We start from the raw sequence: 24,582 nt of genomic DNA, 5'->3' as shown, positions 1-24,582 counted from the left end.
ATAGGTTATTTAGTGCCGCTTGCTCTGGCTGCATCGCTCGCCTAATCGCGATAGCTGCAACGGGGCTCGGGACCGGAAACCGCATGATTACCAAGCTGCTGCAGTCGCTTTACGACTGGACCATGGACAAGGCCAAGCACCGCCACGCGCAAGGCTGGCTGGCGTTCTTCGCCTTCGTTGAATCGAGTTTCTTCCCGATCCCGCCGCATCCGTTGCTGGGCCTGATGTGTCTGGCCGAGCCGAAGAAGGCGATCCGCTTCGCCGCGATCTGCACGGCCTTTTCGGTGCTTGGCGGCATCGCGGGCTATGCCATCGGGCACTTCTTGTATGAGGCGGTGGGCGAGTGGCTGATCGGCGTGCTGGGTCTGTCAGAGGCCTTTCCCAAGGCCGCCTGCTACCTGCGTGAGAACGATTGGCAGGCGATCGTGATAGCGGGCACCACACCGGTGCCGTTCAAGCTGCTGACCATCACCGCCGGGTTCATTTCCATGAACTTCGGCACTTTCGTGCTCGCCTCGATTGCCGGGCGGGGCTTGGTGTTTATGGCGGTCGGCGTGCTGTTCCGGGTGTTCGGCGCGCCGATCAAGGCCTTTATCGACAAGTACCTTGCCTGGCTGACGGGCCTGTTCGTGGTACTGCTGATCGGCGGCTTCGTGCTGATCGCGCAGGTCGGCCATGATGACGGCGAGGCCGATCCGGCCGACGTCTGCGCGAATGTGACGAGCCTCGACCAGCTCTGAGCTAGGTCAGCTCGTCAGGGTGGCGTCGAGCGTGATTTCGGCGTTGAGCAGCTTGGAAATCGGGCAGCCGCTCTTGGCCTCGTTGGCGATGCGGTGAAACACGGCGTCGTCGATGCCGGGCACCTTTGCGTTGGTAACGAGGTCGGAGCGGGTGACCGCAAAGCCGTCGCCGTCTTTCTCCAGCTTCACCTTCGCCTGCGTTTCGACGGTGCCATCCTCGAAGCCTTCCTTGGCCAGAGCAAAGCTCAGCGCCATGGTGAAGCAGCTGGCATGGGCCGCCGCGATCAGCTCTTCCGGGTTGGTGCCGGGCTCATCCTCGAAGCGGGTGGAAAAGCCATAGGGCTGCTCGCTCAGCGCGCCCGAGCCGGTCGAAACGTGGCCCTTGCCGCTTTTGCCAAGGCCCTCGTAGCGCGCGCTGCCGGTATTGGTGGTCATGTCGTGTATCTCCTTTGCTCAGGAGACGCACGACATGGCCTTGATGTTCCTCAGCGGCTGCGATGGGGAAAGGTGAACCGCGCCTCTTCAACGGGACGGCCCGACTGATCGGCCGGGGTCGAATATAGCGTGCTGACCAGCTCATCGCCGGCAATGCCGACATGCAGGAAGCCCCAGGTCGATCCACGCGAGAACAGGTTGCGCATCTGCGGGTTGTTGGCGATCTGCTGCTCGGCAAAGGGCACATGCTGCTGGCGATATTTCGAACCCGCACCCGAAACGAACATCGGCACCGGCTCTGAAGGCGCGCCTGCCACGAGCGAGCAGTCGTCTGAGTAGGCTTCAATCAGGTGATCGTCGCCAGCGATATAGGCATCGGCATAGCGGCAGATCGGATCCAGCAGGAGGCGGCGCAGGCTGCGCGCCTTCTCGTACTTGCTGCCCCCGCTCGACCACAGCGCATGGTGGCCCATCACGATCTTCCACTTTGCCTGCGAAGCGGCCAGCGCCTCGGTCAGCCAGCCAACCATGTTCGCCTCCTCGGCATTGGATGCGCGTACGTAATCGGGCCATTCGTCCAAGCCGCCGTCCTGCAGTTCGTTGCCATCGGCATCGAGCGCATCCTTGCGCACCTCGGTCCCGGCAAGCAGCATCTCGGTGTCGATCACGAAGATCTCGAGCTCGCCTTCCATTCCGGCGGGCACCGCCGAATAGAACAGATCGGGCATGGTGAAGTTGGGGTGGGCCTGGAGATAGGCGAGCTGGGCATCTGTCGCTTCGCGGGAGATATGCCAGTCGTGGTTGCCCATCATCGCATAGAGCGTGAAGCCGGGCGTGCCCGCGCCGAACTTGCCATAAGGCTGGTCGAGCATCTCGCGGAAGCGGCGCTCGTCGGAAATGCCGTCGGCACCGAGGGTGGCACCATCGGGGTAGATGTTGTCGCCTAGGATCGCGCCGAAATCGCAGCCCTCGTGCGCGCAGACCTCGGCCGCGGCCATCGCCACCGGGTACATCCCGCTGGCGGGCACGAAGCCGCCGATCGCCGGTTCGAATTGCCATGGCGTGGGGCGGAACTGCGACAGGTCGCGGTTGTGCTCAAGCCAATCGGAGGCCTCGTTGCCGAGGTAGGCGCCAAGTGTGCGGAAGCGCTCGTCGTCCTCGTCGAGCTGATCGTAGGCTGGAATATAGCCGGTATCGCCAATGGCGACGAAGGCTACATCGTATTCGCGCTGTTCGCCGCTATCGCCCTGCGCGAGGGCCGGCGCTGCTGCGGAAAGACTGAGGGTGGCGGCAAGGGCCGCGAGGGGCGGGCGCATGAGGATACTCTCGTCATTAAGGGGGAGCGCCCTTCTGACGAGAGTATTTTACAAAATTAAGTCCTCGGCGTGACCGTGCCTCAGATAATCCCCACCGCCTTGCCGGCACGTTCGAACATGCCGAGGATCGTCTCGACCTCTTCGCTCGAATGCTCGGCGCACAGCGAGCAGCGCAGCAGCGTCATGTTCGCAGGCGTTGCCGGGGGGCGCGCGAGATTTACGTAAAGCCCCTCGTGCAGCAGCGCCTCCCACATCGACGCGCCCTTCTGCAGATCAGGCATGATCACCGCCACGATCGCGCTCTGCGGCTCGCTGGTGCCGAGGGTGAAGCCCATCTCGGTGAGGCCCGCGTGCAGCCGGCGGGAGTTCTCCCACAGATGCGCGCGCTTCTCGCCCGCCTGCATCAGCTTGCGGACCGAAGTCGCCGCTGTCGCCACCACCGAAGGCGGCAGGCTGGCGGTGAACACATAGGGGCGGCACACCAGCCGCATGATCTCGAACTTGGGGTGGTTGGAAACGCAGAAGCCGCCCACCGTGCCGACCGACTTCGAGAAGGTGCCGATCACGAAGTCGACCTGATCGAGCACACCCTGATCCTCGGCCACGCCGCGGCCATGCTCACCGATGAAGCCCATCGAGTGCGCCTCGTCGACCAGCACCATCGCGCCGTATTTCTTGGCCACCGCGACCATTTCCTTCAGCGGCGCCACGTCGCCCAGCATCGAATAGACGCCTTCGAGCACCACCAGGATACCCGCGCCCTCGGGGATGCGCCTGAGGCGCTTTTCCATCGCCTCGATATCGTTGTGCTTGAACGGAACCACTTCCGCCTTGCCCATCGCGCAGCCGTCCCAGATCGAGGCGTGGCTGTCGATGTCGAGCACGATGTAATCGCCCTTGCCGGCGATGGTGGAGATGATGCCGAGGTTGGCCTGATAGCCGGTCGAGAACACCATGGCGTGATCCATGGCGTAGAACTCGCGCAGCGCATCCTCGACCTCGCGGTGCCCCTGATAGGTGCCGTTGAGCACACGGCTGCCGGTGGTGCCCGAGCCGAACTGGTCAAGCGCTTCCTTGCCCGCCGCGATCACGTCGGGATCGAAGGTCATGCCCATGTAGTTGTAGGTGCCGAGCAGGATCGTGTCGCGTCCGTTGCAGATGGCACGCGTGGGCGAGAGCACCTTTTCCATCACCAGCGAGAACGGGTCTTCCACCCCGCTCGCCAGCAGGTTCTCGCGGATCTGGATGATTTCGTCGAACTTGGCGAACAGGTCCGGCGCGGTGGCGGTCATGGTTTCGCTCATCGGTTCGTTCACTTGCCCTGCATACCGGTGACCGCGTCGACCAGCTGGCCGTAGGTCTCGATCTCGGCCTGCTGGTTCATCGAGATGATGATGTCGAACTCGTCCTCGATCGCGGCGACGAAATCCATCACCGTAAGGCTGTCGAATTCCAGATCGCCGGCAAAGCTGGTGGCATCGGTGATCTTCATCGACTTCTTGTTGAACGGCTCGATGATGGTGCGAATCCGGCTGTCGACTTCGGCACGGTCCATGAGAAAGGTCCTATCTGCAAATTAGCGCGGGCGCACGGCCCGAATAATGGCGGGCAAAGCCCGAGCGCGGGTGCTTGTCAAGGCGGCGCGGCCTGCGGGCCCCGGCTAGTTCGTGCCTACCAGGTCCTTAACCGCGGCCATGAACGGCCCGATGCTGACCGGTTTGGACAGATATCCCTCCGCGCCGGAAAGCCGGATGCGTTCCTCGTCGCCCTTGCCGGCATAGGCGGTGACGGCCAGCACGGGAACATCGGAAAGCGCGCTGTCGCCCTTCAGATGCGCGATCAGATCGAGGCCCGAAACGTCCTGCAGCTGGATGTCCATAACCACCAGATTGGGCGCGAAAGCGCGCGCGCGGGCAATGGCCTCCTTGCCATCGGCAACCGGCTCCACCGAAAAGCCGCCTGCGCGCAAAACGTCGCAGAACAGCTTGCGGTTAAGGTCGTTATCCTCGACAACAAGGATCCGTTTTGACATTGCTGTCCCCATGGCGGCCTGTCGTTCGCCAGACCGATCTGCTCTCTCTCTACCGCGCTTGTGGAAAAGTGACAATTCCTAAGGACTCATCAACCATGGAAGCCGACCGGGCAACGCTCGCGCTGGCAGCGCTGGGCTGGATACTGGCCGATAGCGCGCGGGCCGACCGCTTCCTCGCGCTGACCGGGCTCACGCCCGACGGTTTGCGCGAGGCGATCGGCGAAAGCGCCACCCATCAGGCGGTGTTCGATTTTCTTGCCGCGCACGAACCCGATCTGGTTGCCGCAGCCGATGCGCTCGGCGTTGCTCCGCAGGCGCTGGTCGATCACAGGAGTGTTCCCGAATGACCCGCCCGCTTATCGTCACCGATTGCGACGAAGTGCTGCTGCACATGGTCCGCCATTTTCGCGAGTGGCTCGATGTCGAACACCAGGTTTCGCTGGAGCTTGAGAAGCACGCCTTTGCCGAGGCAATGCGCCGCCACGGCGAAACCGAACCGCTCGGCGAAAAGGAAATGTGGCGTCTGCTCGGCCTGTTCTTCGACACCCAGATGGATAGCCAGCAACCGATTGCCGGCGCGGTCGAGGCGATCAACACCTTGCAGGAGCACTCCGATGTGGTCGTGCTTACCAACCTGATCGATACGCGCAACGAGGCGCGTGTACGCCAGCTGCGGCGGCTGGGGATCGAGGCGCGCGTGTTCACGAACCAAGGGCCGAAAGGCGGCGCGCTGAGCGCGATTGTCGAGGAATACAGCCCAAGCGTGGCGGTCTTCATCGACGATATCGCCAGCCATCACCAGTCGGCGGCGGAACATGTGCCGCAGGTGCGCCGCTTGCACTTTTGCGGCGAACCGGCAATCGCGTCCCACGTGCCCTGCGCGCACCAGGCCGGGGCCGCCCACGCGCGCATAGATACCTGGGCCGAAGCCCTGCCGTGGATCAACGATCAACTGGAAAAAGCACCATCATGACCATCGCTGCCCGTCTTGCGGAACTGGGGATCACTCTGCCGGTCGCGGCTGCGCCCGTTGCCGCCTATGTGCCGGTGGTGGTGAGCGGCAATCTGGCCCATGTCTCGGGCCAGCTGCCCTTTATCGATGGCAAGCTGGTTACCGGGCGGTTGGGCGATGATGTCTCGCTGGAAGATGGCGCGGCGGCGGCGCGGGCCTGCGCGCTGATGATCCTCGCACAGCTGGAGAGCGCGGGCATTTCGCTCGACCGGGTCAGCCGCGTGGTCAAGCTGGGCGCCTTCATCAATTCGGCCGCCGATTTCACCGACCAGCCCAAGGTCGCCAACGGCGCCTCCGAACTGATGGCCGATGTGTTCGGCGAACTTGGCAAACATGCGCGCGCGGCCGTGGGCGTGCCGGCCCTGCCGCTCGGCGCGGCGGTCGAGGTCGATGCGGTGATCGAACTGGCGGCTGGCTGACCGGGGCGGCGATGGAGCAACAGGCGAAGGACTGCGGCTGGATCGGCCGACATGCCTATGCCCATCGCGGGCTTCACGGTGATGGCTGCCCGGAAAATTCGCTGGCGGCTTTCAGGGCCGCGATCGCGGCGGGGCTGGGAATCGAGTGCGATCTGCGCAAGGCCGCCGACGGGCGCGCCATGGTGTTCCACGATGCCGACCTTGCGCGCCTGACCGAGGAGAGCGGCCTCCTCGCCGACCGCAGCGTGGGCGAGCTGACTGCGATTCCCTTACGCGGCAGCCGCGAGACCATCCCCACGCTGCGCGACATTCTCGCGCTGGTCGGCGGAAAAGTGCCGCTGCTGCTCGAACTGAAGACCGAGCGGGAGCGCCCGGTTGGCCCGCTGTGCCGGGCGGTGCGGCGCGATTGCGAGGGGTATGGCGGCGCGGTCGCCGTGATGAGCTTCGACCCGCGCGTGGCGCGCTGGTTTGCCAGGCACGGCTCGTCGTTTCCGCTGGGGCTGGTGGTGAGCGAAGAAGGTCGCCCCACGCTGATGGCCCAGATCAAGCGGCGGCTGGCGGTAGAGCTGGCGAAACCCGATTTCCTCGCCCTCGACGTGCGCGACTTGCCGAGCGGCCTGTCGCGCCGCCAGATCGCGCGCAAGGCTCCGTTGGTCAGCTGGACCGTCGACAGCCCGGCCAAGCTCGATGCGGCGCTCGAAGCGGGGGCCATGCCCATCCTTGAAGGCGCGGGGGTGGTAGCCTTCCAGTCGCGTACCTAGATCGCGGGGATGACGAGCGGCAAGATCAGCGCAGCAATCCGGCCTTCGGTCGGTGCGATACCGGCAGCCGAATGGAACGCGCTGGCGGGCAGCGACAATCCCTTCGTCAGTCACGAGTTTCTCACCGCCCTGGAGGATTCGGGCAGCGTCGGCCCCGGCACCGGCTGGCAAAGCGCGCCAATCGTTCTGGAAGATGAGAGCGGAGCGCTGCTGGGCGCGATGCCGTCCTACCTCAAGGACCATAGCCAGGGCGAATATGTGTTCGACCATGGCTGGGCCGATGCCTGGATGCGGGCAGGCGGCAACTATTATCCCAAGCTCCAGATCAGCGTGCCGTTCACCCCCGCGACCGGCCCGCGCCTGCTGTTACGCGATCCGGCGCTGGCTGGCCCGCTGTTGCGCTCTGCGGCGCAGCTGGTCGATATCAACGGCTGGTCGTCGGCCCATGCCACCTTCGTGGAACCGGCGCAGGTGGCGCTGTTCGAAGATGCAGGCTGGCTGCGGCGCGAGGACATCCAGTTTCACTGGACCAACCGCGGCTATGCCAGCTTCGAGGATTTTCTGGCGGAACTGTCGTCTCGCAAGCGCAAGAATCTGCGCAAGGAGCGCGCCTCCGCCAACGAGGGGATCAGTGTCAGCGCGCTGCGCGGCGATGATATCAAGCCCGAGCATTGGGATCTGTTCTGGCTGTTCTATCAGGACACCGGCGCGCGCAAATGGGGCACGCCCTATCTCACCCGCGATGCCTTCGACCTGATGGGCGAGCGGATGGGGGAGAAAATTCTGCTGCTATTGGCACACGATGAGGCGGGCGATCCTGTGGCGGGGGCGCTCAATTTCATCGGAGAGCGGGCGCTGTACGGGCGCTATTGGGGCTGTCTGGTCGACAAGCCGTTCCTGCATTTCGAGCTGTGTTATTATCGCGCCATCGATTTGGCGATCGAGCTGGGGCTGGAGCGGGTCGAAGCCGGCGCCCAAGGCGGGCACAAGCTAGCGCGGGGCTATGAGCCGGTGGCGACAACCTCGTTTCACTATATCGCCCATCCGGACTTTCGCCGGGCCGTGGCCGAATTCGTCGAGGCCGAACGGCGCGGCATCGAATTCGATCAACTGAGGCTGGGGGAAATGACCCCGTTCAAAAAGGGCTGATCAGGCGACCTTGCGAAAATCGGCACGCAGCCATTCGCGCGCCCGGCGCTGCGCTTCGGCCACTTCACGCGCGGTCATTTCGTCGGCAACATCGGCGCGGCAGTGGCAGGCTTCCTCATGTCCGCCCGCTGCGGCGAGATTGAACCATTTGTGCGCCTCGATCAGGTCGCAATTCAGCCCATGGCTGCCGGTCGAGAAGGCTACGCCAAGGTTAAAATAGGCCTCGACATCGCCCTGCGCCGCTGCGGCCAGGCATTGCGCCACCATCATGTCGACGCCGCTTATGTCGGCGGGCGTGACCTTGGCAAATATCTGTCTTCTGGCAAGTTTCATTGTTTGTCCCCATGCAGCCGGAAATGAGAATCCCGGCACCCATGGCCCGATGGTCATACTCTCGTGCTCAATATTTGGTTAATTTCCAGAGATGTTTTTGCGTCCGGTCGCTGAACAGATCGGGACAGCATCAACTTGCCGCTTGTCTGCTTCGGGTGCGATCACTATAGGCGCGCCCCAGCGACAGCCCAAGGAGTTTGGCGTTACAGAGACCTGTACGAGCAGGTCCGGCCCGATTGATCCGCAGGATGGGCGGTCCTTAAATACTGGGTGCGGAGCAACGTAATCATGGCGTCTGTCACGGGCGACGACATCGATGTTCTCAACAAGGCCAAGCGGGCCTTGCCGCGCGACTATTCGCCGGACGAGAACGAAGAATACATGTCGGACAAGCAGCTGAATTATTTCCGGGTACTGTTGCTCGAATGGAAGCGTTCGATCCTCGAAGCTTCGGTGGGCACTTTGCAAAATCTGCAGGATGGCCCGATCCGCGAGCCCGATCTCAACGATCGCGCTTCCAGCGAAACCGACTGGGGAATCGAACTGCGCACGCGCGACCGGCAGCGCAAGCTCATCTCCAAGATCGATGCCGCCCTGCGCCGGATCGATGAGGGCGAATACGGCTATTGCGAGGTCACGGGCGACCCCATCGGGATCAATCGCCTGATCGCGCGGCCCATCGCCACCATGACGGTGGAAGCGCAGGAAGCACACGAACGGCGCGAAAAGATTTCCCGCGACGACTGACCCGTTTTGGCACAGGTTTTTAGCGCGTGGGGTGCGATTAACCTCTTGTTAGGGGTGGCAATCCAAGCTCGCAGGCGTTCGCAGCAAGGAGCTCCGTCGAGCGGCAATCACGCCCGGCGGCAAGAGAATAACAGGGACGTATCCGCCCGATGAGCAACGTCGAAACCCGCCAGGTCGATCGCGACAGCCTGTTCCTGCTTTCGCAGGTGCGGGTCAATGGCGCGGATCATCCCAACAAGGTCAAGGTCCGCAACCTTTCGACAGGTGGCATGATGGCCGAGGGTGAGGTCGAAGTCGGTCGCGGCGCTTTGATCGAGGTCGATCTGCGCAATATCGGCTGGGTAAAGGGCACCGTTGCCTGGCGCCAGGACAATCGCTTCGGCATCGCTTTTGTCGACGAGATCGACCCCAAGCAAGTGCGCGAACCGCTCGGCAGCACTGCTCCGGCCGAAACTGGGCGAGCCGCACGCGGGCAACAGTTCCGCAAGATCTGACCGGCTAACCGAGCGGCTTCATTTCACCTTACCATTGAAGCCTTCGCGCAGGCTGCGTAATCCAGCTGCCATGCTGGCCTCTCTCGCCCCGTTTCATCATCGCGCCGTCCGCCCGATGGTTCGTTCATTGGCCTGCGCCCTCGCCTTGTCGCTGGCTGGCTGCGGGCAGAGCTCCGATGGCGAGTTCACGGTGGCCTGGATCGGTGACGATGACGATCTGCTGGCCGAGGGGCTGCGCCTTTCGAGCGGCGCGCAGCTGGTGCGTGCGGCGACCGAATCGGGCCTTGTCACGCTCGATGCGCGCGGCGAAGTCGTCCCGGCGCTGGCCGAACGCTGGATCGTCACCGATGATGGCCTCAGCTTCATTTTCCGCCTGCGCGAGGACGAATGGGCCGACGGCAGCGAGATGAGCGCGGAATCGGTGCGCGACGCGCTGCGGCGCAATCTCAGGGCGCTGAGAGGCACCTCGCTGGGGCTCGACCTCTCGCCTATCGACGAGATTCGCGCGATGACCGGGCGGGTGGTCGAAATCCGCCTGACCACGCCGGTGCCTGAGCTGCTCACGCTGCTCGCGCAACCCGAACTCGCGCTGCGCGAAGAGGGCGCGGGGCCGATGACGATGGAGCGGGCAGAGACACGGCCCGGCGAGGGCGACGAAACGCCGGTCGCCGAAATGCTGTTCCGGTTCAAGCCACCGGCCGAGCGCGGCCTGCCCGATATGCCCGAGTGGCAGAAGGATGTGCGCGATCTGCTGGTCGTTCCCGCGTCCGCCTCGCGCGCGCTGACGATGTTCGACGACGGCGATGCCAGCATCGTGCTGGGCGGGCGGATCGATAATCTGCCGCTGGTCGACATCGGCCCGCTCTCGCGCGGGACCTTGCAGATCGATCCGGCAATCGGGCTGTTCGGCCTGCGCGTGCGAGAGGCCAACGGGCTGCTTGAGGAACCGGTGCTGCGTGAGGCCGTCGCCATGGCGATCGACCGGCCTGCGGTGATGGCGCCCTTCAGCGTTGGCGGCTGGGCGGCGAGCACGCGACTGGTCGCGCCCGGCTTGCCCGGCGATTCGGGGCTGGTGGGCGAGCGCTGGGCCGATCAGTCGCTCGAACAGCGCCGCGAAACAGCGCGCGCCCGCGTGCAACAGTACCTTGCCCGGCAGGCCAGCGAAACGCCCGCAGCTGCACGCCTGACCTTGGCGATAGACGAAGGCCCGGGACTCGATCTGCTGCTGCAAGGCCTCGCCGAGCAGCTCGCCACGATCAACATCCGGCTCGAACGGGCGGAAGATCCTGACAAGGCCGATCTGGTGCTGATGGACCGGGTAGCCCGCTTTTCCGATCCACGCTGGTTCCTCAACCAGTTCGCCTGTTCGCTGGGGCAGGGCCTGTGCAGCGAGCAGGCCGACAGCTTCGTTTCCCAATCGATGAACGCGCTCGATCCGATCGTGCGCGCCAGCCTGATCGCGCAAGCGGAACTGCAGTTCGCGCGCGACAACGTCTATATCCCCATCGGTGCGCCGATCCGCTGGTCGCTGGTGCGCAGCGGCATGCAGGGGTTCTCGCCCAACCGCTATGCCTTCCATCCCTTGCCGCCGATGGCCGAGGTCCCCAGATAACAGGGCGAGGAGCATATCCATGCCAACGCCGATGCAGACCAAACCCCGCCGCCTGACCGCCGACCTGCCGCTCGGCAACGATCCGCATTCGGTGCGCCGGCGGATCGAAGCGATGGAGATTCTGCTCGAACGCAGCTTCACTATCCCGGGCATCAATCGCCCGGTCGGGCTCGACGCCGTGGTCGGGCTCATTCCCGTCGCGGGCGATATTATCGGCATGGCGATGGGCGCCTATATCGTGTGGGAGGCGCGCAATCTGGGGATGCCGAAATGGAAGCTTGCGCGCATGGCGGGCAATGTCGCCTTCGATAGCGTGGTGGGCGCAGTGCCGGTGGCGGGCGACCTGTTCGATTTCATGTTCCGCTCGAACACGCGCAATCTCAGAATCGTGAAGAAGCACCTCGACAAGCACCATCCGCAGACGCAGGTGATCGAGCAGTAGGGCGCCGCGAGGCTCAGGCCTCCAGCTCGATGTCCCAATAAAGCCAGTCGCGCCAGGTTTCGTGCAGGTAGTTAGGCGGAAAGGCTTTGCCGTGCTGTTGCAGCTGCCAGCTGGTGGGCCGGATCGGTTCATATTGCAGCCGCATCCCGGCTTGCCGGGGTGTGCGCCCGCCCTTCTTCATGTTGCACGGCGCACAGGCGGTGGTGATGTTTTCCCAAGTCGTCTTCCCGCCGAGGCGGCGCGGCACGACATGATCGAAGGTCAGATGCTTTTCGCTGCCGCAATACTGGCAGGCGAAACGATCGCGCAGGAACAGGTTGAAGCGCGTGAAGGCGGGGAATTCGCTGGGCTTCACAAACTGCCTTAGCGCGATCACCGAGGGAATCTTCATGTCGAGCGAGGGCGAATGCACGGCGCGCTCGTAGCTCGCGACGATGTCCACCCGTTCGAGGAACACCGCCTTGATAGCGGTCTGCCACGGCCACAGGCTGAGCGGATAATAGGACAGCGGGGTGTAGTCCGCGTTGAGCACGAGGGCGGGGCAGGATTCTAACCTGCGCGTAGGGTCTTCATCGGCGCTGCGAAAGCGCGCGGCCCGTTCGATCAGTTCGGCATTGAACACGGCTTGTGTCCTCCCTGATGCGGTCGAGAGGAGCATTTGCGCAGGAAAGCGTCAAGCCTGTTACAAAAACCGAATCCACAGGAATTTTCGCGAGTCGCGTGGTAAGGAGGCGACAAGCGTGTCCAGACAGGGGCTGAATGATGCCATGATCGTGACGCGTTTCGCCCCCAGCCCGAACGGCCCCTTGCACCTTGGTCACGCCTTTTCCGCGCTGACCGCGCATGATCTGGCGATGCGGAGCGGCGGCCGGTTCCTGCTCAGGATCGAGGACATCGACGGCGCGCGTTCACGGCCGGAACTGGCCGACGAATTTCGCCGCGATCTGGCATGGCTCGGCCTCGAGTGGGATGAGGTGCCTGCGCAGTCGACCCGTGTGGCAAGCTACGACGCGGCGGCGCACATGCTGCTCTGCCGCGCGCTGGGTGTGCTTTATCCGTGCCGCTGCACACGGGCGCAGATCGCTGCGGCATCGCGCGAAACGGCGCCCGATGGCTCGCCGGTCTATCCCGGCACCTGCCGCGAGCAGCCCGTCACCGGCGACACCAGCCATTGTGCCTGGCGGCTCGACATGGCGAAGGCCTGCGAAATCGCCGGGCCGCTGGTCTGGACCGACGATCTGGCGGGCAAACAGCAGGCGCGGCCCGAACTGTTCGGCGACGTGGTTATCCTGCGCAAGGATGCGCCCGCCAGCTATCACCTCGCTGCCACGATGGACGACCACGCCGACGGGGTGACGCTGGTGACGCGCGGGATGGACCTGTTCGCCTCGACTCACGTGCATCGGTTGTTGCAGGCTCTGCTCGGCCTGCCGGTGCCGACCTGGCACCACCATCCGCTGTTGCTCGATGCAGACGGGCGCAAGCTGGCCAAGCGCCGCGGTTCGCCTGCCTTGGCTGACCTCAGGCAAGCGGGTGAAGACGGGCGCGCTCTGGCCGAGCATCTGCGCGCCGGAAAGCTGCCCGCTGGCATTTCGCTGTCAGAGAGCCTACATAGCGAGTCATGAATGTCCTTCTCGTTATCCTGATCGTCGGGCTGTCGCTCATGGTTGTGGTCAGTCTGGTGCGCGGCGTTGTCGCGTTCCTGCAGACGACCAAAGTGGACCTGGAAAACGGCGGCACCAATTCGGCCGAGCTGCAGATGCGGCAGAACAAGGCCATGATGTCGCGCATCAAGTATCAGGCGCTCGCCATCGTGGCGGTTCTGATCCTGCTCGCGATCAACGGCTGATCCGGTTGCACAGCGGCGCATGGTCCGCCTGAACCGTATTTACACCCGCACCGGCGATAATGGCACGACCGGGCTGGTCGATGGCTCGCGCCTGGCCAAGCATCACGCGCGGCTGGAAGCCGTGGGCGCGGTGGACGAGGCCAATTGCGCCATCGGCCTTGCGATCTGCGCGCTCGATGGCAGCCTGGCCGAGCACTTGCGGCACATTCAGAACGATCTGTTCGATCTCGGCGCGGACCTCGCTACGCCGGGCGAAGACTTTGCGCCCTCTGAAATGACCTTGCGCATAGTCGCCGCCCAGACCGAGTGGCTGGAGCAGCGCATCGACGCCGAAAATGCCGAGCTTGCGCCGCTCACCAGCTTCGTCCTGCCCGGCGGCAGCGAGGCTGCGGCGCGGCTTCACCTCGCCCGCACGGCGGCGCGCCGGGCGGAGCGTGCAGTGGCGGCGCTGGCGGCGGAGGCGCCCGTCAACCCGCAGGCGCTGGCCTATATCAACCGCTTGTCGGACTATCTGTTCGTGATGGCACGCCTCGCCAATCAGGGCGGTGCTGGCGATGTCTTGTGGGTGCCGGGCGCGAGCCGCTGAGTTATTGCTCCGGTGCCTGCACAGCCACGGCGCCGTCGGGCACCACTATCTGCGGCTGGCCGACGCCCGGCTCGGGTTGTGGATCGAACCGCAGGTCTTCCGGGGGAAGGTCGTCAAGCTTGGGGCTCGGGTCGAACGGTTCGGGCGTGAAGCCCTGGCCCACGCTGTCTTCGCCATACCATTCATCGTCTTCGTAAACCGTCTCCGGCATGGCTTGCGGGGCGGCTTGGGGTGTCGGCGGCGGATTGGGGGCGGAAGTGGGTGCGATCACGGGTTCGGGCGCAGCAGGCTGATCGGCCATTTGCGCGAGGCGGCCCTTGTTCGCTTCGGTGCCGATCAGTTGCAGCACCGCGAACATCATCAGCGCGCCGATTACCAGCGCCCCGGCTACAAGCTTGAGAAACCCGCCTTGCATAGCTGGGATGGCTTAGCAGCAGCGGGTTAACCTGTGGTTTTCGCGCAAGCCTTTTCGGGAACGGTGCGCGCCGTTCGTCCGTTTTGTCGGCAAAGGAGCAATTCTATGACCGACAAGAACGAACTCGCACCCGAAGTGCACAATTCCGAGCAGGACGATGCTCCGACACAGGCGCAAAGCGTGGCTGATCGTGCGGGCGAAATCCGTCAGCAGATGCGCAGCCCTACCGAAAGCACCAAGGGCCCGAACGAAACCAACGTGTTGGGCGGTTCCAAGCAGGATCTCGTCGATCACATGCGCGACATGGAAAGCTCGGGCAGAATCGACATGAACGCGTTTCGCGGCGAGCCCGCACATGACGATGACGAGAGCCTTTACAAGCCCTCCCGCCGCCCTGAAGACGACAGCTAAACCGCTCTAATCGCCGGGCCCCAGCGATCCGTCATTGAGGATCCAGAGCCCGGCGACGAGCAGACCCGCTCCCGCGGCCACGCACCAGGCAAGCCAGCGGAAGTTGGGCGGTGAGATGTGCTCGAGTTGATGCGGATCCAGCCGTTCCAGAGTTTTGCAGGCGCGGTGTTGCGCTATCAGCGCCAGCCATGCACCGGTGAGAATGAATGCCGTCGCAATCGCGCGCGCCAGCCATGGCGGATCGAACTCTCCGAACAGCGCCCGAAAGGCTATGCCGATCCCGATTGCGGCAAAAGCGGTGCGAATCCAACCTGCAAAGGTGCGCTCCATCGCCATGATACTGCGATCTTCGGCAAGATTGGTGCGGAATTCGGCAAGTTCGTTCTTGCCGTCCGATTGATCGCTTGAATCGCTTTCCGCCATAGTTTTTGCAACGCGCCAAATGGTTAGCTCGTTCCAGACTCCTGTTTCAGCCGATAGATCAGATCGAGCGCCTCGCGCGGCGAGAGCGCGTCGACATCAACCTCATCAAGCAGCGCACGCAGGGGATCGGGTGCTTGTTCTTCCTTAGCCATTGAGGCAGCAAAAAGCGGCAGTTCGCCGAGCCCTGCGGCAAGGCCGCCCGTCTCGTCGCGGCCTTTTTCAAGCCGCGCCAGCACGTCGCGCGCGCGCTTGACCACCGGCGCGGGGACACCTGCCAGCTTTGCCACGGCAAGGCCATAAGAGCGATCCGCCGCACCTTCGGACAGTTCGTGCAGCAGCACCAGATCGCCCTTCCACTCGCGCGCCCGCACATGGTGCAGCGAGAGCGCCGGGCAGCTTTCGGCCAGCCGTGCCATCTCGTGATAGTGCGTGGCGAACAGGCAGCGGCTGCGGTTGGTCTCGTGGATCGCTTCGGCCACGGCCCAGGCCAGTGCCAGTCCGTCGTAGGTTGAGGTGCCGCGCCCTACCTCGTCGAGAATGACGAAGCTCTTTTCGCCAGCCTGGCTGAGAATCGCGGCGGTTTCGACCATCTCCACCATGAAGGTGGAGCGCCCACGCGCAAGGTTGTCGGCAGCGCCCACCCGGCTGAACAGCCGATCGACCAGCCCGATCCGCGCGGCCTTGGCGGGCACGAAGCTGCCTGCCTGCGCCAGCAGCACGATCAGCGCGTTCTGCCGCAGGAAGGTCGACTTGCCGCCCATGTTTGGCCCGCCGACCAGCCACAGCCGGTCTGCCGCCGAGAGCGTGCAGTCGTTGGCGACGAACCGCTCGCCAGCGCGTTCAAGCGCCTGCTCCACCACCGGATGCCGCCCTGCTTCGATAGCGAGGTCTGTGCCCTCGGTGATCTGCGGCAGGCACCATTCGCCCTCCACCGCGCGGGTTGCGTGGCTGGCGGCGACATCGATCCGCGCCAGCGCGGCGGCGGTGGCGGCGATCGGCTCGGCGCTGTTTGCCACCGCTGCGATCAGTTCTTCGAAATGCGCTTCCTCGGCGGCGAGCGCGCGTCCGCCAGCCTCGGCGATGCGGGTGGCTTCCTCGTGCAGGCTCACCGAGTTGAACCGCACCGCGCCGGCCATGGTCTGGCGGTGGGTGAAGCCGCTGCCCTGCGCCATCAGCGCATCGCCGTGGCGCGTGGGCACTTCGATGAAGTAGCCGAGCACGCCGTTGTGCTTGATCTTGAGCGCCGAAATGCCTGTCTCTTCGCGATAGCGCGTTTCCAGCGCGGCAATGGCGCGGCGGGCATTGCCCGAGATGTCGCGCAATTCGTCAAGCGAGGTGTCGTAGCCCGATGCGATATAGCCGCCCGACTGCCGCTCGGTTGGCGGTGATGCGATCAGCGCGCGCGCCAGCAGGTCGACAAGCTCGGCATGGCCGCCAAGCGCAGGCAGCAACTGAGCGAGCAGCGGCGGGCTGTCGGGCGCCTCGGCGAGCAGCTCGCCGATCTGACGTGCCCGGTCGAGCCCGTCGCGAATTTGGCCAAGGTCGCGCGGCGAGCCTCGGCCTGCCACCACCCGGCCCAAGGCGCGGCCGATGTCTGGCAGGGCGCGCAGGGCCTCACGCAGGTCGCCGCGCAGCAGCGGGTCGCGGTGAAGCCAGGCCACCAGCGCCAGCCGTGCGTTGATCGCAGCCGCCTCGGCCAGCGGGGCGGCGAGGTCCTCGGCGAGCAACCGCGCGCCTGCGCCGGTCGAGCAGCGGTCTATCGCCGCGATCAGGCTGCCTTCGCGCCCGCCCGATTGGCTGGCGAGGATTTCGAGGCTGGTGCGGGTGGCCTCGTCCATCGCCATGTAGCCGCCGTGCGGGCGGGCGACGGGCGGCAGCAGCAGCGGCAGTTGCCCGCGTCCGGCATGGTCGAGGTAGGCCACCAGCCCGCCAGCAGCGGCCAGCATCGCGCGGCTGAACTGGCCGAAGCCATCGAGCGTCGCCACCTGATGCAGTGCCTTCAGCCGCGCCTCGCCCTTGTCGCTGGCAAAGTCGCTTGCGGGTCGCGCTACGTCCTCTGAGGGGCCGCTGTCCCAGTCCTCTGGCGCGACCACCTCGCTCGCCCCGATCCGTGCCAGCGCCGCGCCCAGCGCCAGCGCCTCGCATTCTTCCAGCTCCATGCGCCCGGTCGAGATGTCGCATGCGGCGATCCCGCACACCCCGCGCACTTCGCAGACGGCGGCCAGCATGTTGGCCCGGCGCGGTTCGAGCAGCGCCTCTTCGGTCAGTGTCCCGGCGGTGACGAAGCGGACGATGTCGCGCTTCACCAGCGCCTTGGAAACCGGCGATCCCTCGCGTTTCGCACGCGCCTTGGCTTCGTCAGGCGTCTCGACCTGTTCGGCAATCGCCACCCGGCATCCGGCGCGGATCAGCCGCGCGAGATAGCCTTCCGCCGAATGGACCGGCACCCCGCACATCGGCACCGGCTCGCCCCCATGCTCGCCGCGTGTGGTCAGCGCGATATCGAGTACGGCGGAAGCCTTGCGCGCGTCTTCGAAGAACAGTTCGAAGAAATCGCCCATGCGGTAGAACAGCAGGCATTCGCCCGCTTCTTTCTTGAGCGCGAGATATTGCGCCATCATCGGGGTAGGGGCGGAAGACATGATCGCGGTGAGGCCTAGCCTTGCCCGAGGCGATTCGGAAAGGCTCGCCGGGCGCCTTTCCCCTATCCCCGCGCGGCTCACCTCTTTATGGCGGTGGCCAGCACATGGAGATTGACGTGAAAGACGACGAGACCAACCAGGATTTCACCACCCGCGAAGCGCTGTTCTATCACGAGACGATCCGCCCCGGTAAGATTGAGATCGTGGCGTCGAAGCCGATGGCGACCCAGCGCGATCTGTCGCTGGCCTATTCGCCCGGTGTGGCCGCGCCGGTGAAGGCGATTGCCGAAGATCCTTCGCTGGCGGCGAAGTACACGGCGCGTTCAAACCTCGTCGCGGTCATCTCCAACGGCACCGCCATCCTTGGCCTCGGCAATCTGGGCGCGCTGGCTTCCAAGCCGGTGATGGAAGGCAAGGCCGTGCTGTTCAAGCGCTTTGCCGATGTCGATGCGATCGATCTCGAACTCGACACCGAGGATCCCGAAGCCTTCATCAATGCCGTCGCGTTGATGGGGCCTAGCTTCGGCGGGATCAACCTTGAGGACATCAAGGCCCCGGAATGCTTCATCATCGAGCAGGAACTGCGCGAGCGGATGAACGTGCCGATCATGCACGACGACCAGCACGGCACCGCGATCATCACGGCGGCGGGTCTCGTCAATGCCTGCCATCTCACCGGGCGCAAGCTTGAGGATGTGAAGGTGGTGGTCAACGGTGCAGGTGCGGCGGCGATTGCCTGCACCGCACTGATCAAGTCGATGGGCGTGCGCCACGAAAATGTGCTGATGTGCGACCGTTCGGGCGTGATCTTCCCGGGCCGCGACAATGTCGACCAGTGGAAAAGCGCGCACGCGGTCGAGACCGACCGCCGCACGCTGGAAGACGCGCTCCAAGGCGCGGATATCTTCCTCGGCCTCTCGGCGAAGGACGCGCTCAAGCCCGAATGGGTGAAGGGCATGGCCGACCAGCCGATCATCTTCGCCATGGCCAACCCCGACCCCGAGATCACCCCCGATGCGGCCAAGGCCGTGCGCCCCGATGCCATCGTGGCGACGGGCCGGTCGGACTATCCGAATCAGGTCAACAACGTGCTCGGCTTCCCGTTCATCTTCCGCGGCGCGCTTGACGTGCAGGCAACCACGATCAACGAGGAAATGAAGATCGCGGCGGCCCATGCGATTGCGGAACTCGCGCGTCGGCCGGTGCCGGAGGAAGTAGCGGCGGCCTATGGCATCAACCACCAGTTCGGCACCGACTACATCATCCCCGCGCCGTTCGACCCGCGCCTGATCGAGGTGGTGTCTTCGGCGGTGGCGAAGGCGGCGATGGATTCGGGCGTGGCGCTGGCCCCGATCGAGGACTTCGACATCTACGCCCACAGCCTCAAGGCGAGGCTTAACCCGACCACGGCGGCGCTCACCAACATCTACTCGCTGGCCAAGGCCAATCCGGGGCGGATGGTCTTCGCCGAGGCCGAGGAAGAGGTGGCCCTGCGCGCCGCGATCCAGTTCCGCGATTTCGGTTACGGCACGCCGATCCTGGTGGGACGCACCGAGAAGGTGCGCGAGAAGCTGGTCGAACTCGCGGTCGACGATCCTGACAGCTACATCATCGAGAACTCCTACACCTCCGAGCATATCGAGCCGATGGTGGAGTATCTCTACAAGCGGCTGCAACGCCGGGGCTACACCGAGCGCGACGTGCGCCGCATGGTCAATCAGGAGCGTAACGTATTCGCCGCGCTGCTGGTGGCGCTGGGCCATGGCGATGGGATGATTTCGGGCCTTACCCGCACTTTCAGCCAGACGGCGCGCGAAGTTGCCCGCGTGCTCGATCCGAAGCCGGGCGCGATCCCCTTCGGGGTCCACATGATGATTGGCAAGAACCACACCACGTTCCTTGCCGACACCACCATGAACGAACGTCCCACTGCCAAGGAACTCGCGCATATCGCGAAGGAAACCGCTGCCGTTGCGCGCCGCATGGGGCACGAACCGCGTGTGGCTTTCCTGTCGTACTCGACCTTCGGCAACCCCTCGGGCCAATGGCTGGAGAACATCCGCGAGGCCGTCGCCATCCTTGATGAGGAAGAGCCGGGCTTCGAATACGAGGGCGAAATGGCGCCCGATGCCGCGCTCAACCCGAAGGTGATGAAGCTCTATCCGTTCAGCCGCCTGTCGGGTCCGGCGAACGTGCTGATCATGCCGGGTCTGCAAAGCGCGAACCTATCTGCCAAGTTGCTGCGCGAACTGGGCGGCGATGCGACCATCGGGCCGATGCTGATCGGTTCGGAAAAACCGGTCCAGATCGCGCCGATGACCTCGATTGCGCCCGATATCCTCACGCTGGCCGTGCTGGCGAGCGCCGGGGTGCTGGGCTAAACCGCATTCGGGCAGGGAGCCGGTTATGGCTCCCTGCCCGTGTGAACGATTGGCGGAGCGGACCGCCTGCCGTTACTTGCGATAGTCGAGCGGCGGCTCGCGGTCGCCGAGCAGCGATTCGTACTCGTAATATCGCGCTATCTTCTGCACCGGACGGCTGCGAAACGCTGCGACGGCAGACAATCGATCTTCGGAAAGGGCTCGTCTCATGACGCAACGATCAGAACGGCCGGTTGCGGCGACTATCGCCGTCGTTGTTCGCGCAGGGCAGGTCCTGCTGGTTCGCCGCGCCAATCGGCCCGATGCCGGGCGGTGGGGCTTTCCTGGCGGGAAGATCGAAGCGGGCGAAACCATCGAGCAGGCCGCCATTCGCGAGCTTTACGAGGAAACCGCGATCCGAGGCGAAGCCTTGCAAACGTTCACGGCTGTGGACGTATTCGACCACGCCGAGGACGGAACCCTGCGCCGCCACTTCGTGTTGATCGCCGTGCTGTGCCGATGGCTCGCAGGCGAACCGCTCGCGGGCGACGACGCGCTCGAAGCGGAATGGTTCTGTGTTGATGGTCTTGCCGATGCCAATGTCGCGCTCAGCGTGAATGTCGCGGAAGTCGCGCGGCAGGCACAGGCTATCTGCGTGTCGGCTGATCCCAGGCCGCCAGCCGACTAGGCGTCGGTGCGCCTATAGCGAAAATACCAGACTTCGTGACCGTAGGTCGTGCGCGCCTTGTGTTCGTAGCGCGTTTCGGGCCAGCCCGAGGGGCGGTTCTGGAAGCTCTCCGGGCCTGTCACCTGCCACTCGAACTGGTCGGTGAAGCGCTGCATCACCATCAGCGCATGGCGAACATAGACAGGGTGATCGGTGCCGAAGCGGAACTCGCCGCCCGGCTTCAGCTTCCTGGCGATCATCTGCACGGGGCCGTCGTTCATCATCCGGCGCTTGGCGTGCTTGGCCTTGGGCCAGGGATCGGGGTGCAGCAGATAGAGCATGGTCAGCGAACCATCGGGAATACGCTCCAGCACTTGTAGCGCATCGCCGTTGTAGACACGGACATTGCCGAGGTTGCCTTCTTCAATGTGGGTGAGGGCCTGGGCTACCCCATTGATGAAGGGTTCGGCGCCGATAAAGCCATGGTCGGGCAGGAGGTCGGCGCGGTAAGCCATGTGTTCGCCGCCGCCAAAGCCGATCTCGAAATGCAGCGGGCAATCGTGCCCGAACAGGCGCTCGGCAGTGATCGGGCCGTCTTCGGGCACGGCAATGCGCGGCAGGAGCGTGTCGACCAGTTCCTGCTGCCCGGCGCGCAGCTTCTTGCCCTGGCTGCGACCATAAAGCCGCTTCAGCGTGGTGGGATCGCCTTCCTTGTGTGCACTCATGGCGCGCCCGCTAGGCCGGTTTGCGCGGTGTTGTCCAGTGCCGTGGCGAAGCGAGGGGTTGGTTTGCTGCGCGCCAGTCCCTAGCTCTCGTTGCGCCATGCAGACACTCCTCGCCCAGTTCGCCCAGCTTGCGCCCGTCCTGCAGACGGTGATCGGACTTGCCGTGCTCGCGCTTGTCGCCTTTGCGGTGGACTGGCTGATCAAACACGTGCTTCTCCGGCTGGCGGCGCCCTTCCTCGATGCCCGCAGCAAGACTGCCGACCGCGGGGTCGCTCGCCTTGCGAAGGTTATCCCGCTGTTGGTGGTGTCGCGCGGGATCGAGCTGGTGCCCTACGTGCCGGCGGATCTCGACTCGGTAATCATCGCCGTGGCGCGCTGTTGCATCGTGCTGGCCGTGGCGATGGCGATCAGTAAGTCGCTCGACTATCTCGAAGAGCTGTACCGCCGCCGTCCCGAAGCCAGAGCCCGCCCGATCAAGGGCTATCTCCAGGTGCTCAAGATCGTTGTTTACTGCGCGGCGGCAATCCTTGGCATTGCGGTGCTCATCGGCGAGTCGCCCCTGCTGCTCCTGTCCGGTCTCGGCGCGATGGCCGCGGTGCTGATGCTGGTGTTCAAGGATACGATCCTGTCACTGGTGGCCTCGGTCCAGCTTTCCAGCAACGACATGCTGCGCGTGGGCGACTGGATCGAGATGCCCGGCATGAACGCCGATGGCGACGTGATCGACATCGCGCTGCACACGGTGAAGGTGCAGAACTTCGACAAGACCATCACCACCATTCCCACGCACATGCTGATCTCCGACAGCTTCCGCAATTGGCGCGGGATGCAGGATGCGGGCGGACGGCGGATCAAGCGTTCACTTTCGCTCGATCAGAACTCCATCCGCTTCCTCACCGAGGAACAGGTGGCCGATCTGAACCGCTTCCGCGTGCTGCAACCCTATCTCTCGGCCAAGCGGTCCGAGATCGAGGAATGGAACACCCGTGAAGTCTCGGGCGACATCAACCCCGTCAACGCGCGGCGGCTTACCAACATCGGCACCTTCCGCGCCTATGTCATAGCCTGGCTGCGCGCCCATCCGCGGGTGGCGAGTAAGGGCTTCACGCTGATGGTGCGCCAACTGGAGCCGACCGCGCAGGGGCTGCCGCTCGAAATCTATTGTTTCACCGGCACCACCGACTGGGCCGAATACGAAGCGATCCAGTCAGACCTGTTCGACCACCTGATCGCGATCCTGCCCGAATTCGGCCTGCGCCTGTTCCAGCAACCCAGCGGCCTCGATCTTGGTGCGCTTGTTGCCCGACCGGACAAGGCAGACGCCCCGTCAGCCTGAACCGACGGGGCGCCTCTTGGGGGGTACCGGATACCCTTATTAAACTCAGGCCGCTTCGGATTCGTCCGAAGCCTCTTCATCGGGATCACGCAGCACATAGCCGCGGCCCCAGACGGTCTCGATATAGTTATCGCCGCCGCACGCGCTCGACAGCTTCTTGCGCAGCTTGCAGATGAACACGTCGATGATCTTCAGTTCCGGCTCGTCCATCCCGCCATAGAGGTGGTTGAGGAACATTTCCTTGGTCAGCGTGGTGCCCTTGCGCAAGCTGAGTAGCTCGAGCATCGCATATTCCTTGCCGGTGAGATGCACCCGCGCGCCATCGACTTCCACGGTCTTGGCATCGAGGTTCACCGCCAGCTTGCCGGTGCGGATGATCGACTGGCTGTGGCCCTTCGAACGGCGCACCACGGCATAGATGCGGGCGATCAGCTCGTCGCGGTGGAACGGCTTGGTGACATAATCATCTGCGCCAAACCCGAACGAGCGGATCTTCGAATCCATCTCCGAAATGCCGGAGAGAATGAGAACCGGGGTCTGCACCTTGGCCACGCGCAGCTTCTTGAGAACGTCGTAACCATGCATGTCAGGCAAGTTCAGATCGAGCAGGATGATATCGTAATCATACAGCTTGCCCAGATCGAGACCTTCTTCGCCCAGGTCGGTCGAATAGACATTGAAGCCTTCGGTCGTGAGCATCAGCTCGATGGCCTTGGCGGTCGTCGGCTCGTCTTCGATCAACAGAACGCGCATGTTCGTCACACCCCAATTGCTGCGGATTACCCCCCTTATAAAGGGTCTTTCCGTAAATTAACCACGCAACTTGTCACTAAAAAAGGTTAATAACGCGTTACCTTCGTTAAGACTTTTTTCTGAGTCTTTTGAGTGACACTGCTTGCTTCATGCCCGACCATCCGGGCCGGGCGTCCTCGCGGGTGTTCCTTTCGCCCTGCCGGCTGCGGAGCTGCTGCGGGTGGGCGGTCGTCCTTGCCGTCGCTTCGCTCGCGCTTTTGGCTAGCAGCCGAGGCTTGCCGGGATTGGCCTTAACCCATGTCGTCGCCGCCGGTCTTGATCAGGGGGCCCGCTTATGTCGCTCAAAGTGACAGTCTTGCGAACTGTGCTCAGGGCTCACTGGTGACATACAATTGAGGCGATCATGAGCGTGGCCAAGGCCTCGTCTGACCGAATTCGCCGCGTCGGCGCCCCCAAGCTGTCGCTCTCACCGCCCCATTTTTCGGTTCACCGCAATTCTGTGCTGAACCCTATATTAACGTAAACGGATGGTCGATTATTGCCATCATCTCGCCTCAATTGGGGGAGCCAAAAGTCCTGTCGTAAGTCAATCAGGTGTCAGGCCAGTCACTGGCTGCGAATACTAAGGAGAGACCAATGAAAAAGATGTCTGCAACTTTCGCCGGCGCTACGCTCGCCCTCGCACTTGCAATGGGTGGCACTGCCGTTAGCGCGCAAGACACCGATGGCCCGGATACCACGGTTCCCTCCGAACCGGCACCTGAGCCGATGCCGACCGAGGCAGCGCCGCCGCCTCCGCCCCCGGCCGATCCTGCTCCCGCCCCGGTCGATGAAGATGGCGATGGCGTGGATGATATCACCGGCGAGCCCATCTCGGATAGCGCGCCTTTGTAATGACAATGCTCTCCGGGCAATAGTTTAAA

The 24,582-nt window shown here is 64.1% G+C and carries 31 protein-coding genes; 18 read left to right on the top strand and 13 right to left on the bottom strand.

Going from position 1 to position 24,582, the window contains the following annotated elements; translation table 11 throughout:
- Nucleotides 1-83 precede the first annotated feature (83 nt).
- Complete coding sequence (locus tag E0473_RS07940; RefSeq protein ID WP_137680339.1) at nucleotides 84-740, top strand: YqaA family protein; 657 nt, start codon at nucleotides 84-86, stop codon at nucleotides 738-740.
- Between the two features lie 6 nt (nucleotides 741-746).
- On the opposite strand, the gene E0473_RS07935 is transcribed toward E0473_RS07940, so the two are convergent.
- The 5 genes from E0473_RS07935 to E0473_RS07915 form a co-directional block, all read right to left on the bottom strand.
- Entirely contained in the window at nucleotides 747-1,175 is a 429-nt protein-coding gene (locus tag E0473_RS07935; RefSeq protein ID WP_137680338.1) for an OsmC family protein, read from the bottom strand.
- Nucleotides 1,176-1,225: 50 nt separating this feature from the next.
- Complete coding sequence (locus E0473_RS07930; RefSeq protein WP_137680337.1) at nucleotides 1,226-2,491, bottom strand: metallophosphoesterase; 1,266 nt, start codon at nucleotides 2,489-2,491, stop codon at nucleotides 1,226-1,228.
- A gap of 80 nt (nucleotides 2,492-2,571) precedes the next feature.
- The gene (gene spt / locus E0473_RS07925; protein WP_137680336.1) at nucleotides 2,572-3,795 is read right to left on the bottom strand and encodes a serine palmitoyltransferase; all 1,224 of its coding nucleotides are present in this window, start codon (nucleotides 3,793-3,795) and stop codon (nucleotides 2,572-2,574) included.
- Between the two features lie 8 nt (nucleotides 3,796-3,803).
- On the bottom strand, nucleotides 3,804-4,046 hold the full coding sequence (locus tag E0473_RS07920; protein ID WP_137680335.1) for an acyl carrier protein: 243 nt from the start codon (nucleotides 4,044-4,046) through the stop codon (nucleotides 3,804-3,806).
- A 105-nt stretch (nucleotides 4,047-4,151) separates the two neighbouring features.
- Complete coding sequence (locus E0473_RS07915) at nucleotides 4,152-4,523, bottom strand: response regulator (RefSeq protein WP_137680334.1); 372 nt, start codon at nucleotides 4,521-4,523, stop codon at nucleotides 4,152-4,154.
- A 95-nt stretch (nucleotides 4,524-4,618) separates the two neighbouring features.
- Between E0473_RS07915 and E0473_RS07910 the strand changes: the two genes are divergently transcribed.
- Genes E0473_RS07910 through E0473_RS07890 form a run of 5 tightly spaced genes read left to right on the top strand, consistent with a single transcriptional unit; the run spans nucleotide 4,619 to nucleotide 7,864 of the window.
- Nucleotides 4,619-4,870 carry a DUF3572 family protein gene (locus tag E0473_RS07910; protein WP_137680333.1) on the top strand — a complete coding sequence of 84 codons (252 nt, stop codon included), beginning with the start codon at nucleotides 4,619-4,621 and terminating at the stop codon, nucleotides 4,868-4,870.
- A complete protein-coding gene (locus E0473_RS07905; protein WP_137680332.1) occupies nucleotides 4,867-5,496 on the top strand; it encodes an HAD family hydrolase in 630 nt (209 codons plus the stop codon). Before E0473_RS07910 ends, E0473_RS07905 begins: the two co-directional genes overlap by 4 nt.
- Complete coding sequence (locus tag E0473_RS07900; protein WP_170308132.1) at nucleotides 5,493-5,954, top strand: RidA family protein; 462 nt, start codon at nucleotides 5,493-5,495, stop codon at nucleotides 5,952-5,954. The genes E0473_RS07905 and E0473_RS07900 overlap by 4 nt, the downstream gene beginning before the upstream one ends.
- A gap of 11 nt (nucleotides 5,955-5,965) precedes the next feature.
- Nucleotides 5,966-6,715 carry a glycerophosphodiester phosphodiesterase family protein gene (locus E0473_RS07895; protein ID WP_137680331.1) on the top strand — a complete coding sequence of 250 codons (750 nt, stop codon included), beginning with the start codon at nucleotides 5,966-5,968 and terminating at the stop codon, nucleotides 6,713-6,715.
- 9 nt (nucleotides 6,716-6,724) lie between these two features.
- Nucleotides 6,725-7,864, top strand: a complete 1,140-nt coding sequence (locus E0473_RS07890) for a GNAT family N-acetyltransferase (protein ID WP_137680330.1) — start codon at nucleotides 6,725-6,727, stop codon at nucleotides 7,862-7,864.
- Here the strand turns inward: E0473_RS07890 and E0473_RS07885 are convergent, their stop codons facing one another.
- The gene (locus tag E0473_RS07885) at nucleotides 7,865-8,197 is read right to left on the bottom strand and encodes an SEL1-like repeat protein (protein ID WP_137680329.1); all 333 of its coding nucleotides are present in this window, start codon (nucleotides 8,195-8,197) and stop codon (nucleotides 7,865-7,867) included.
- A gap of 288 nt (nucleotides 8,198-8,485) precedes the next feature.
- On the opposite strand from E0473_RS07885, the gene dksA reads away from it, so the two are divergent.
- From dksA to E0473_RS07865, 4 genes are all read left to right on the top strand, one after another.
- A complete protein-coding gene (gene dksA, locus E0473_RS07880; RefSeq protein ID WP_137680328.1) occupies nucleotides 8,486-8,944 on the top strand; it encodes an RNA polymerase-binding protein DksA in 459 nt (152 codons plus the stop codon).
- 149 nt (nucleotides 8,945-9,093) lie between these two features.
- A complete protein-coding gene (locus E0473_RS07875; RefSeq protein WP_137680327.1) occupies nucleotides 9,094-9,438 on the top strand; it encodes a PilZ domain-containing protein in 345 nt (114 codons plus the stop codon).
- 70 nt (nucleotides 9,439-9,508) lie between these two features.
- Complete coding sequence (locus E0473_RS07870; protein ID WP_241657398.1) at nucleotides 9,509-11,050, top strand: ABC transporter substrate-binding protein; 1,542 nt, start codon at nucleotides 9,509-9,511, stop codon at nucleotides 11,048-11,050.
- Nucleotides 11,051-11,069: 19 nt separating this feature from the next.
- Nucleotides 11,070-11,492, top strand: a complete 423-nt coding sequence (locus tag E0473_RS07865; protein ID WP_137680326.1) for a DUF4112 domain-containing protein — start codon at nucleotides 11,070-11,072, stop codon at nucleotides 11,490-11,492.
- A 13-nt stretch (nucleotides 11,493-11,505) separates the two neighbouring features.
- Here E0473_RS07865 and E0473_RS07860 read toward each other — a convergent pair whose 3' ends face one another.
- Nucleotides 11,506-12,114, bottom strand: coding sequence for an HNH endonuclease (locus tag E0473_RS07860; RefSeq protein WP_137680325.1), 609 nt, complete (start codon nucleotides 12,112-12,114; stop codon nucleotides 11,506-11,508).
- Nucleotides 12,115-12,259: 145 nt separating this feature from the next.
- On the opposite strand from E0473_RS07860, the gene gluQRS reads away from it, so the two are divergent.
- The 3 genes from gluQRS to E0473_RS07845 are packed head-to-tail and all read left to right on the top strand — an operon-like array spanning nucleotide 12,260 to nucleotide 13,927.
- Entirely contained in the window at nucleotides 12,260-13,117 is an 858-nt protein-coding gene (gluQRS, locus tag E0473_RS07855; RefSeq protein WP_137680883.1) for a tRNA glutamyl-Q(34) synthetase GluQRS, read from the top strand.
- Nucleotides 13,114-13,341, top strand: a complete 228-nt coding sequence (locus tag E0473_RS07850) for an HIG1 domain-containing protein (RefSeq protein ID WP_137680324.1) — start codon at nucleotides 13,114-13,116, stop codon at nucleotides 13,339-13,341. The genes gluQRS and E0473_RS07850 overlap by 4 nt, the downstream gene beginning before the upstream one ends.
- Nucleotides 13,342-13,360: 19 nt before the next feature.
- Complete coding sequence (locus tag E0473_RS07845; protein ID WP_137680323.1) at nucleotides 13,361-13,927, top strand: cob(I)yrinic acid a,c-diamide adenosyltransferase; 567 nt, start codon at nucleotides 13,361-13,363, stop codon at nucleotides 13,925-13,927.
- A 1-nt stretch (nucleotide 13,928) separates the two neighbouring features.
- Here the strand turns inward: E0473_RS07845 and E0473_RS07840 are convergent, their stop codons facing one another.
- Nucleotides 13,929-14,342, bottom strand: a complete 414-nt coding sequence (locus E0473_RS07840) for a hypothetical protein (RefSeq protein ID WP_137680322.1) — start codon at nucleotides 14,340-14,342, stop codon at nucleotides 13,929-13,931.
- A 105-nt stretch (nucleotides 14,343-14,447) separates the two neighbouring features.
- Between E0473_RS07840 and E0473_RS07835 the strand changes: the two genes are divergently transcribed.
- Nucleotides 14,448-14,753 carry a hypothetical protein gene (locus E0473_RS07835; protein WP_137680321.1) on the top strand — a complete coding sequence of 102 codons (306 nt, stop codon included), beginning with the start codon at nucleotides 14,448-14,450 and terminating at the stop codon, nucleotides 14,751-14,753.
- A gap of 6 nt (nucleotides 14,754-14,759) precedes the next feature.
- Here the strand turns inward: E0473_RS07835 and E0473_RS07830 are convergent, their stop codons facing one another.
- Nucleotides 14,760-15,176, bottom strand: a complete 417-nt coding sequence (locus E0473_RS07830; protein WP_137680320.1) for a YidH family protein — start codon at nucleotides 15,174-15,176, stop codon at nucleotides 14,760-14,762.
- Between the two features lie 23 nt (nucleotides 15,177-15,199).
- Nucleotides 15,200-17,818 (bottom strand): DNA mismatch repair protein MutS, encoded by a 2,619-nt coding sequence (gene mutS, locus E0473_RS07825; protein ID WP_137680319.1) that lies wholly within the window; start codon nucleotides 17,816-17,818, stop codon nucleotides 15,200-15,202.
- Nucleotides 17,819-17,934: 116 nt separating this feature from the next.
- On the opposite strand from mutS, the gene E0473_RS07820 reads away from it, so the two are divergent.
- Nucleotides 17,935-20,199, top strand: coding sequence for an NADP-dependent malic enzyme (locus E0473_RS07820; protein WP_241657397.1), 2,265 nt, complete (start codon nucleotides 17,935-17,937; stop codon nucleotides 20,197-20,199).
- Nucleotides 20,200-20,271: 72 nt separating this feature from the next.
- Here E0473_RS07820 and E0473_RS15530 read toward each other — a convergent pair whose 3' ends face one another.
- On the bottom strand, nucleotides 20,272-20,409 hold the full coding sequence (locus tag E0473_RS15530; protein ID WP_206663431.1) for a hypothetical protein: 138 nt from the start codon (nucleotides 20,407-20,409) through the stop codon (nucleotides 20,272-20,274).
- Here E0473_RS15530 and E0473_RS07815 point away from each other — a divergent pair.
- Nucleotides 20,408-20,866, top strand: coding sequence for an NUDIX hydrolase (locus tag E0473_RS07815; protein ID WP_137680317.1), 459 nt, complete (start codon nucleotides 20,408-20,410; stop codon nucleotides 20,864-20,866). The two genes, E0473_RS15530 and E0473_RS07815, sit on opposite strands and share 2 nt — an antisense overlap.
- Here the strand turns inward: E0473_RS07815 and trmB are convergent.
- Nucleotides 20,863-21,570 (bottom strand): tRNA (guanine(46)-N(7))-methyltransferase TrmB, encoded by a 708-nt coding sequence (gene trmB, locus E0473_RS07810; RefSeq protein ID WP_137680316.1) that lies wholly within the window; start codon nucleotides 21,568-21,570, stop codon nucleotides 20,863-20,865. The two genes, E0473_RS07815 and trmB, sit on opposite strands and share 4 nt — an antisense overlap.
- Nucleotides 21,571-21,667: 97 nt before the next feature.
- Here trmB and E0473_RS07805 point away from each other — a divergent pair, with 97 nt between their 5' ends.
- Nucleotides 21,668-22,906: a mechanosensitive ion channel family protein gene (locus E0473_RS07805; RefSeq protein ID WP_137680315.1), complete on the top strand. Its 1,239-nt coding sequence runs from the start codon at nucleotides 21,668-21,670 to the stop codon at nucleotides 22,904-22,906.
- Between the two features lie 45 nt (nucleotides 22,907-22,951).
- Here E0473_RS07805 and ctrA read toward each other — a convergent pair whose 3' ends face one another.
- The gene (ctrA, locus tag E0473_RS07800) at nucleotides 22,952-23,659 is read right to left on the bottom strand and encodes a response regulator transcription factor CtrA (protein WP_137680314.1); all 708 of its coding nucleotides are present in this window, start codon (nucleotides 23,657-23,659) and stop codon (nucleotides 22,952-22,954) included.
- A 636-nt stretch (nucleotides 23,660-24,295) separates the two neighbouring features.
- Here ctrA and E0473_RS07795 point away from each other — a divergent pair.
- A complete protein-coding gene (locus E0473_RS07795; RefSeq protein WP_137680313.1) occupies nucleotides 24,296-24,553 on the top strand; it encodes a hypothetical protein in 258 nt (85 codons plus the stop codon).
- The last annotated feature ends 29 nt before the right edge of the window (nucleotides 24,554-24,582 follow it).

Source organism: Aurantiacibacter suaedae, from assembly GCF_005434915.1.
GTDB classification, from domain to species: Bacteria; Pseudomonadota; Alphaproteobacteria; order Sphingomonadales; family Sphingomonadaceae; genus Alteraurantiacibacter; species Alteraurantiacibacter suaedae.
Note: the sequence above shows the minus strand (reverse complement) of the source record. Positions and strands in the feature narration are given on the sequence as shown.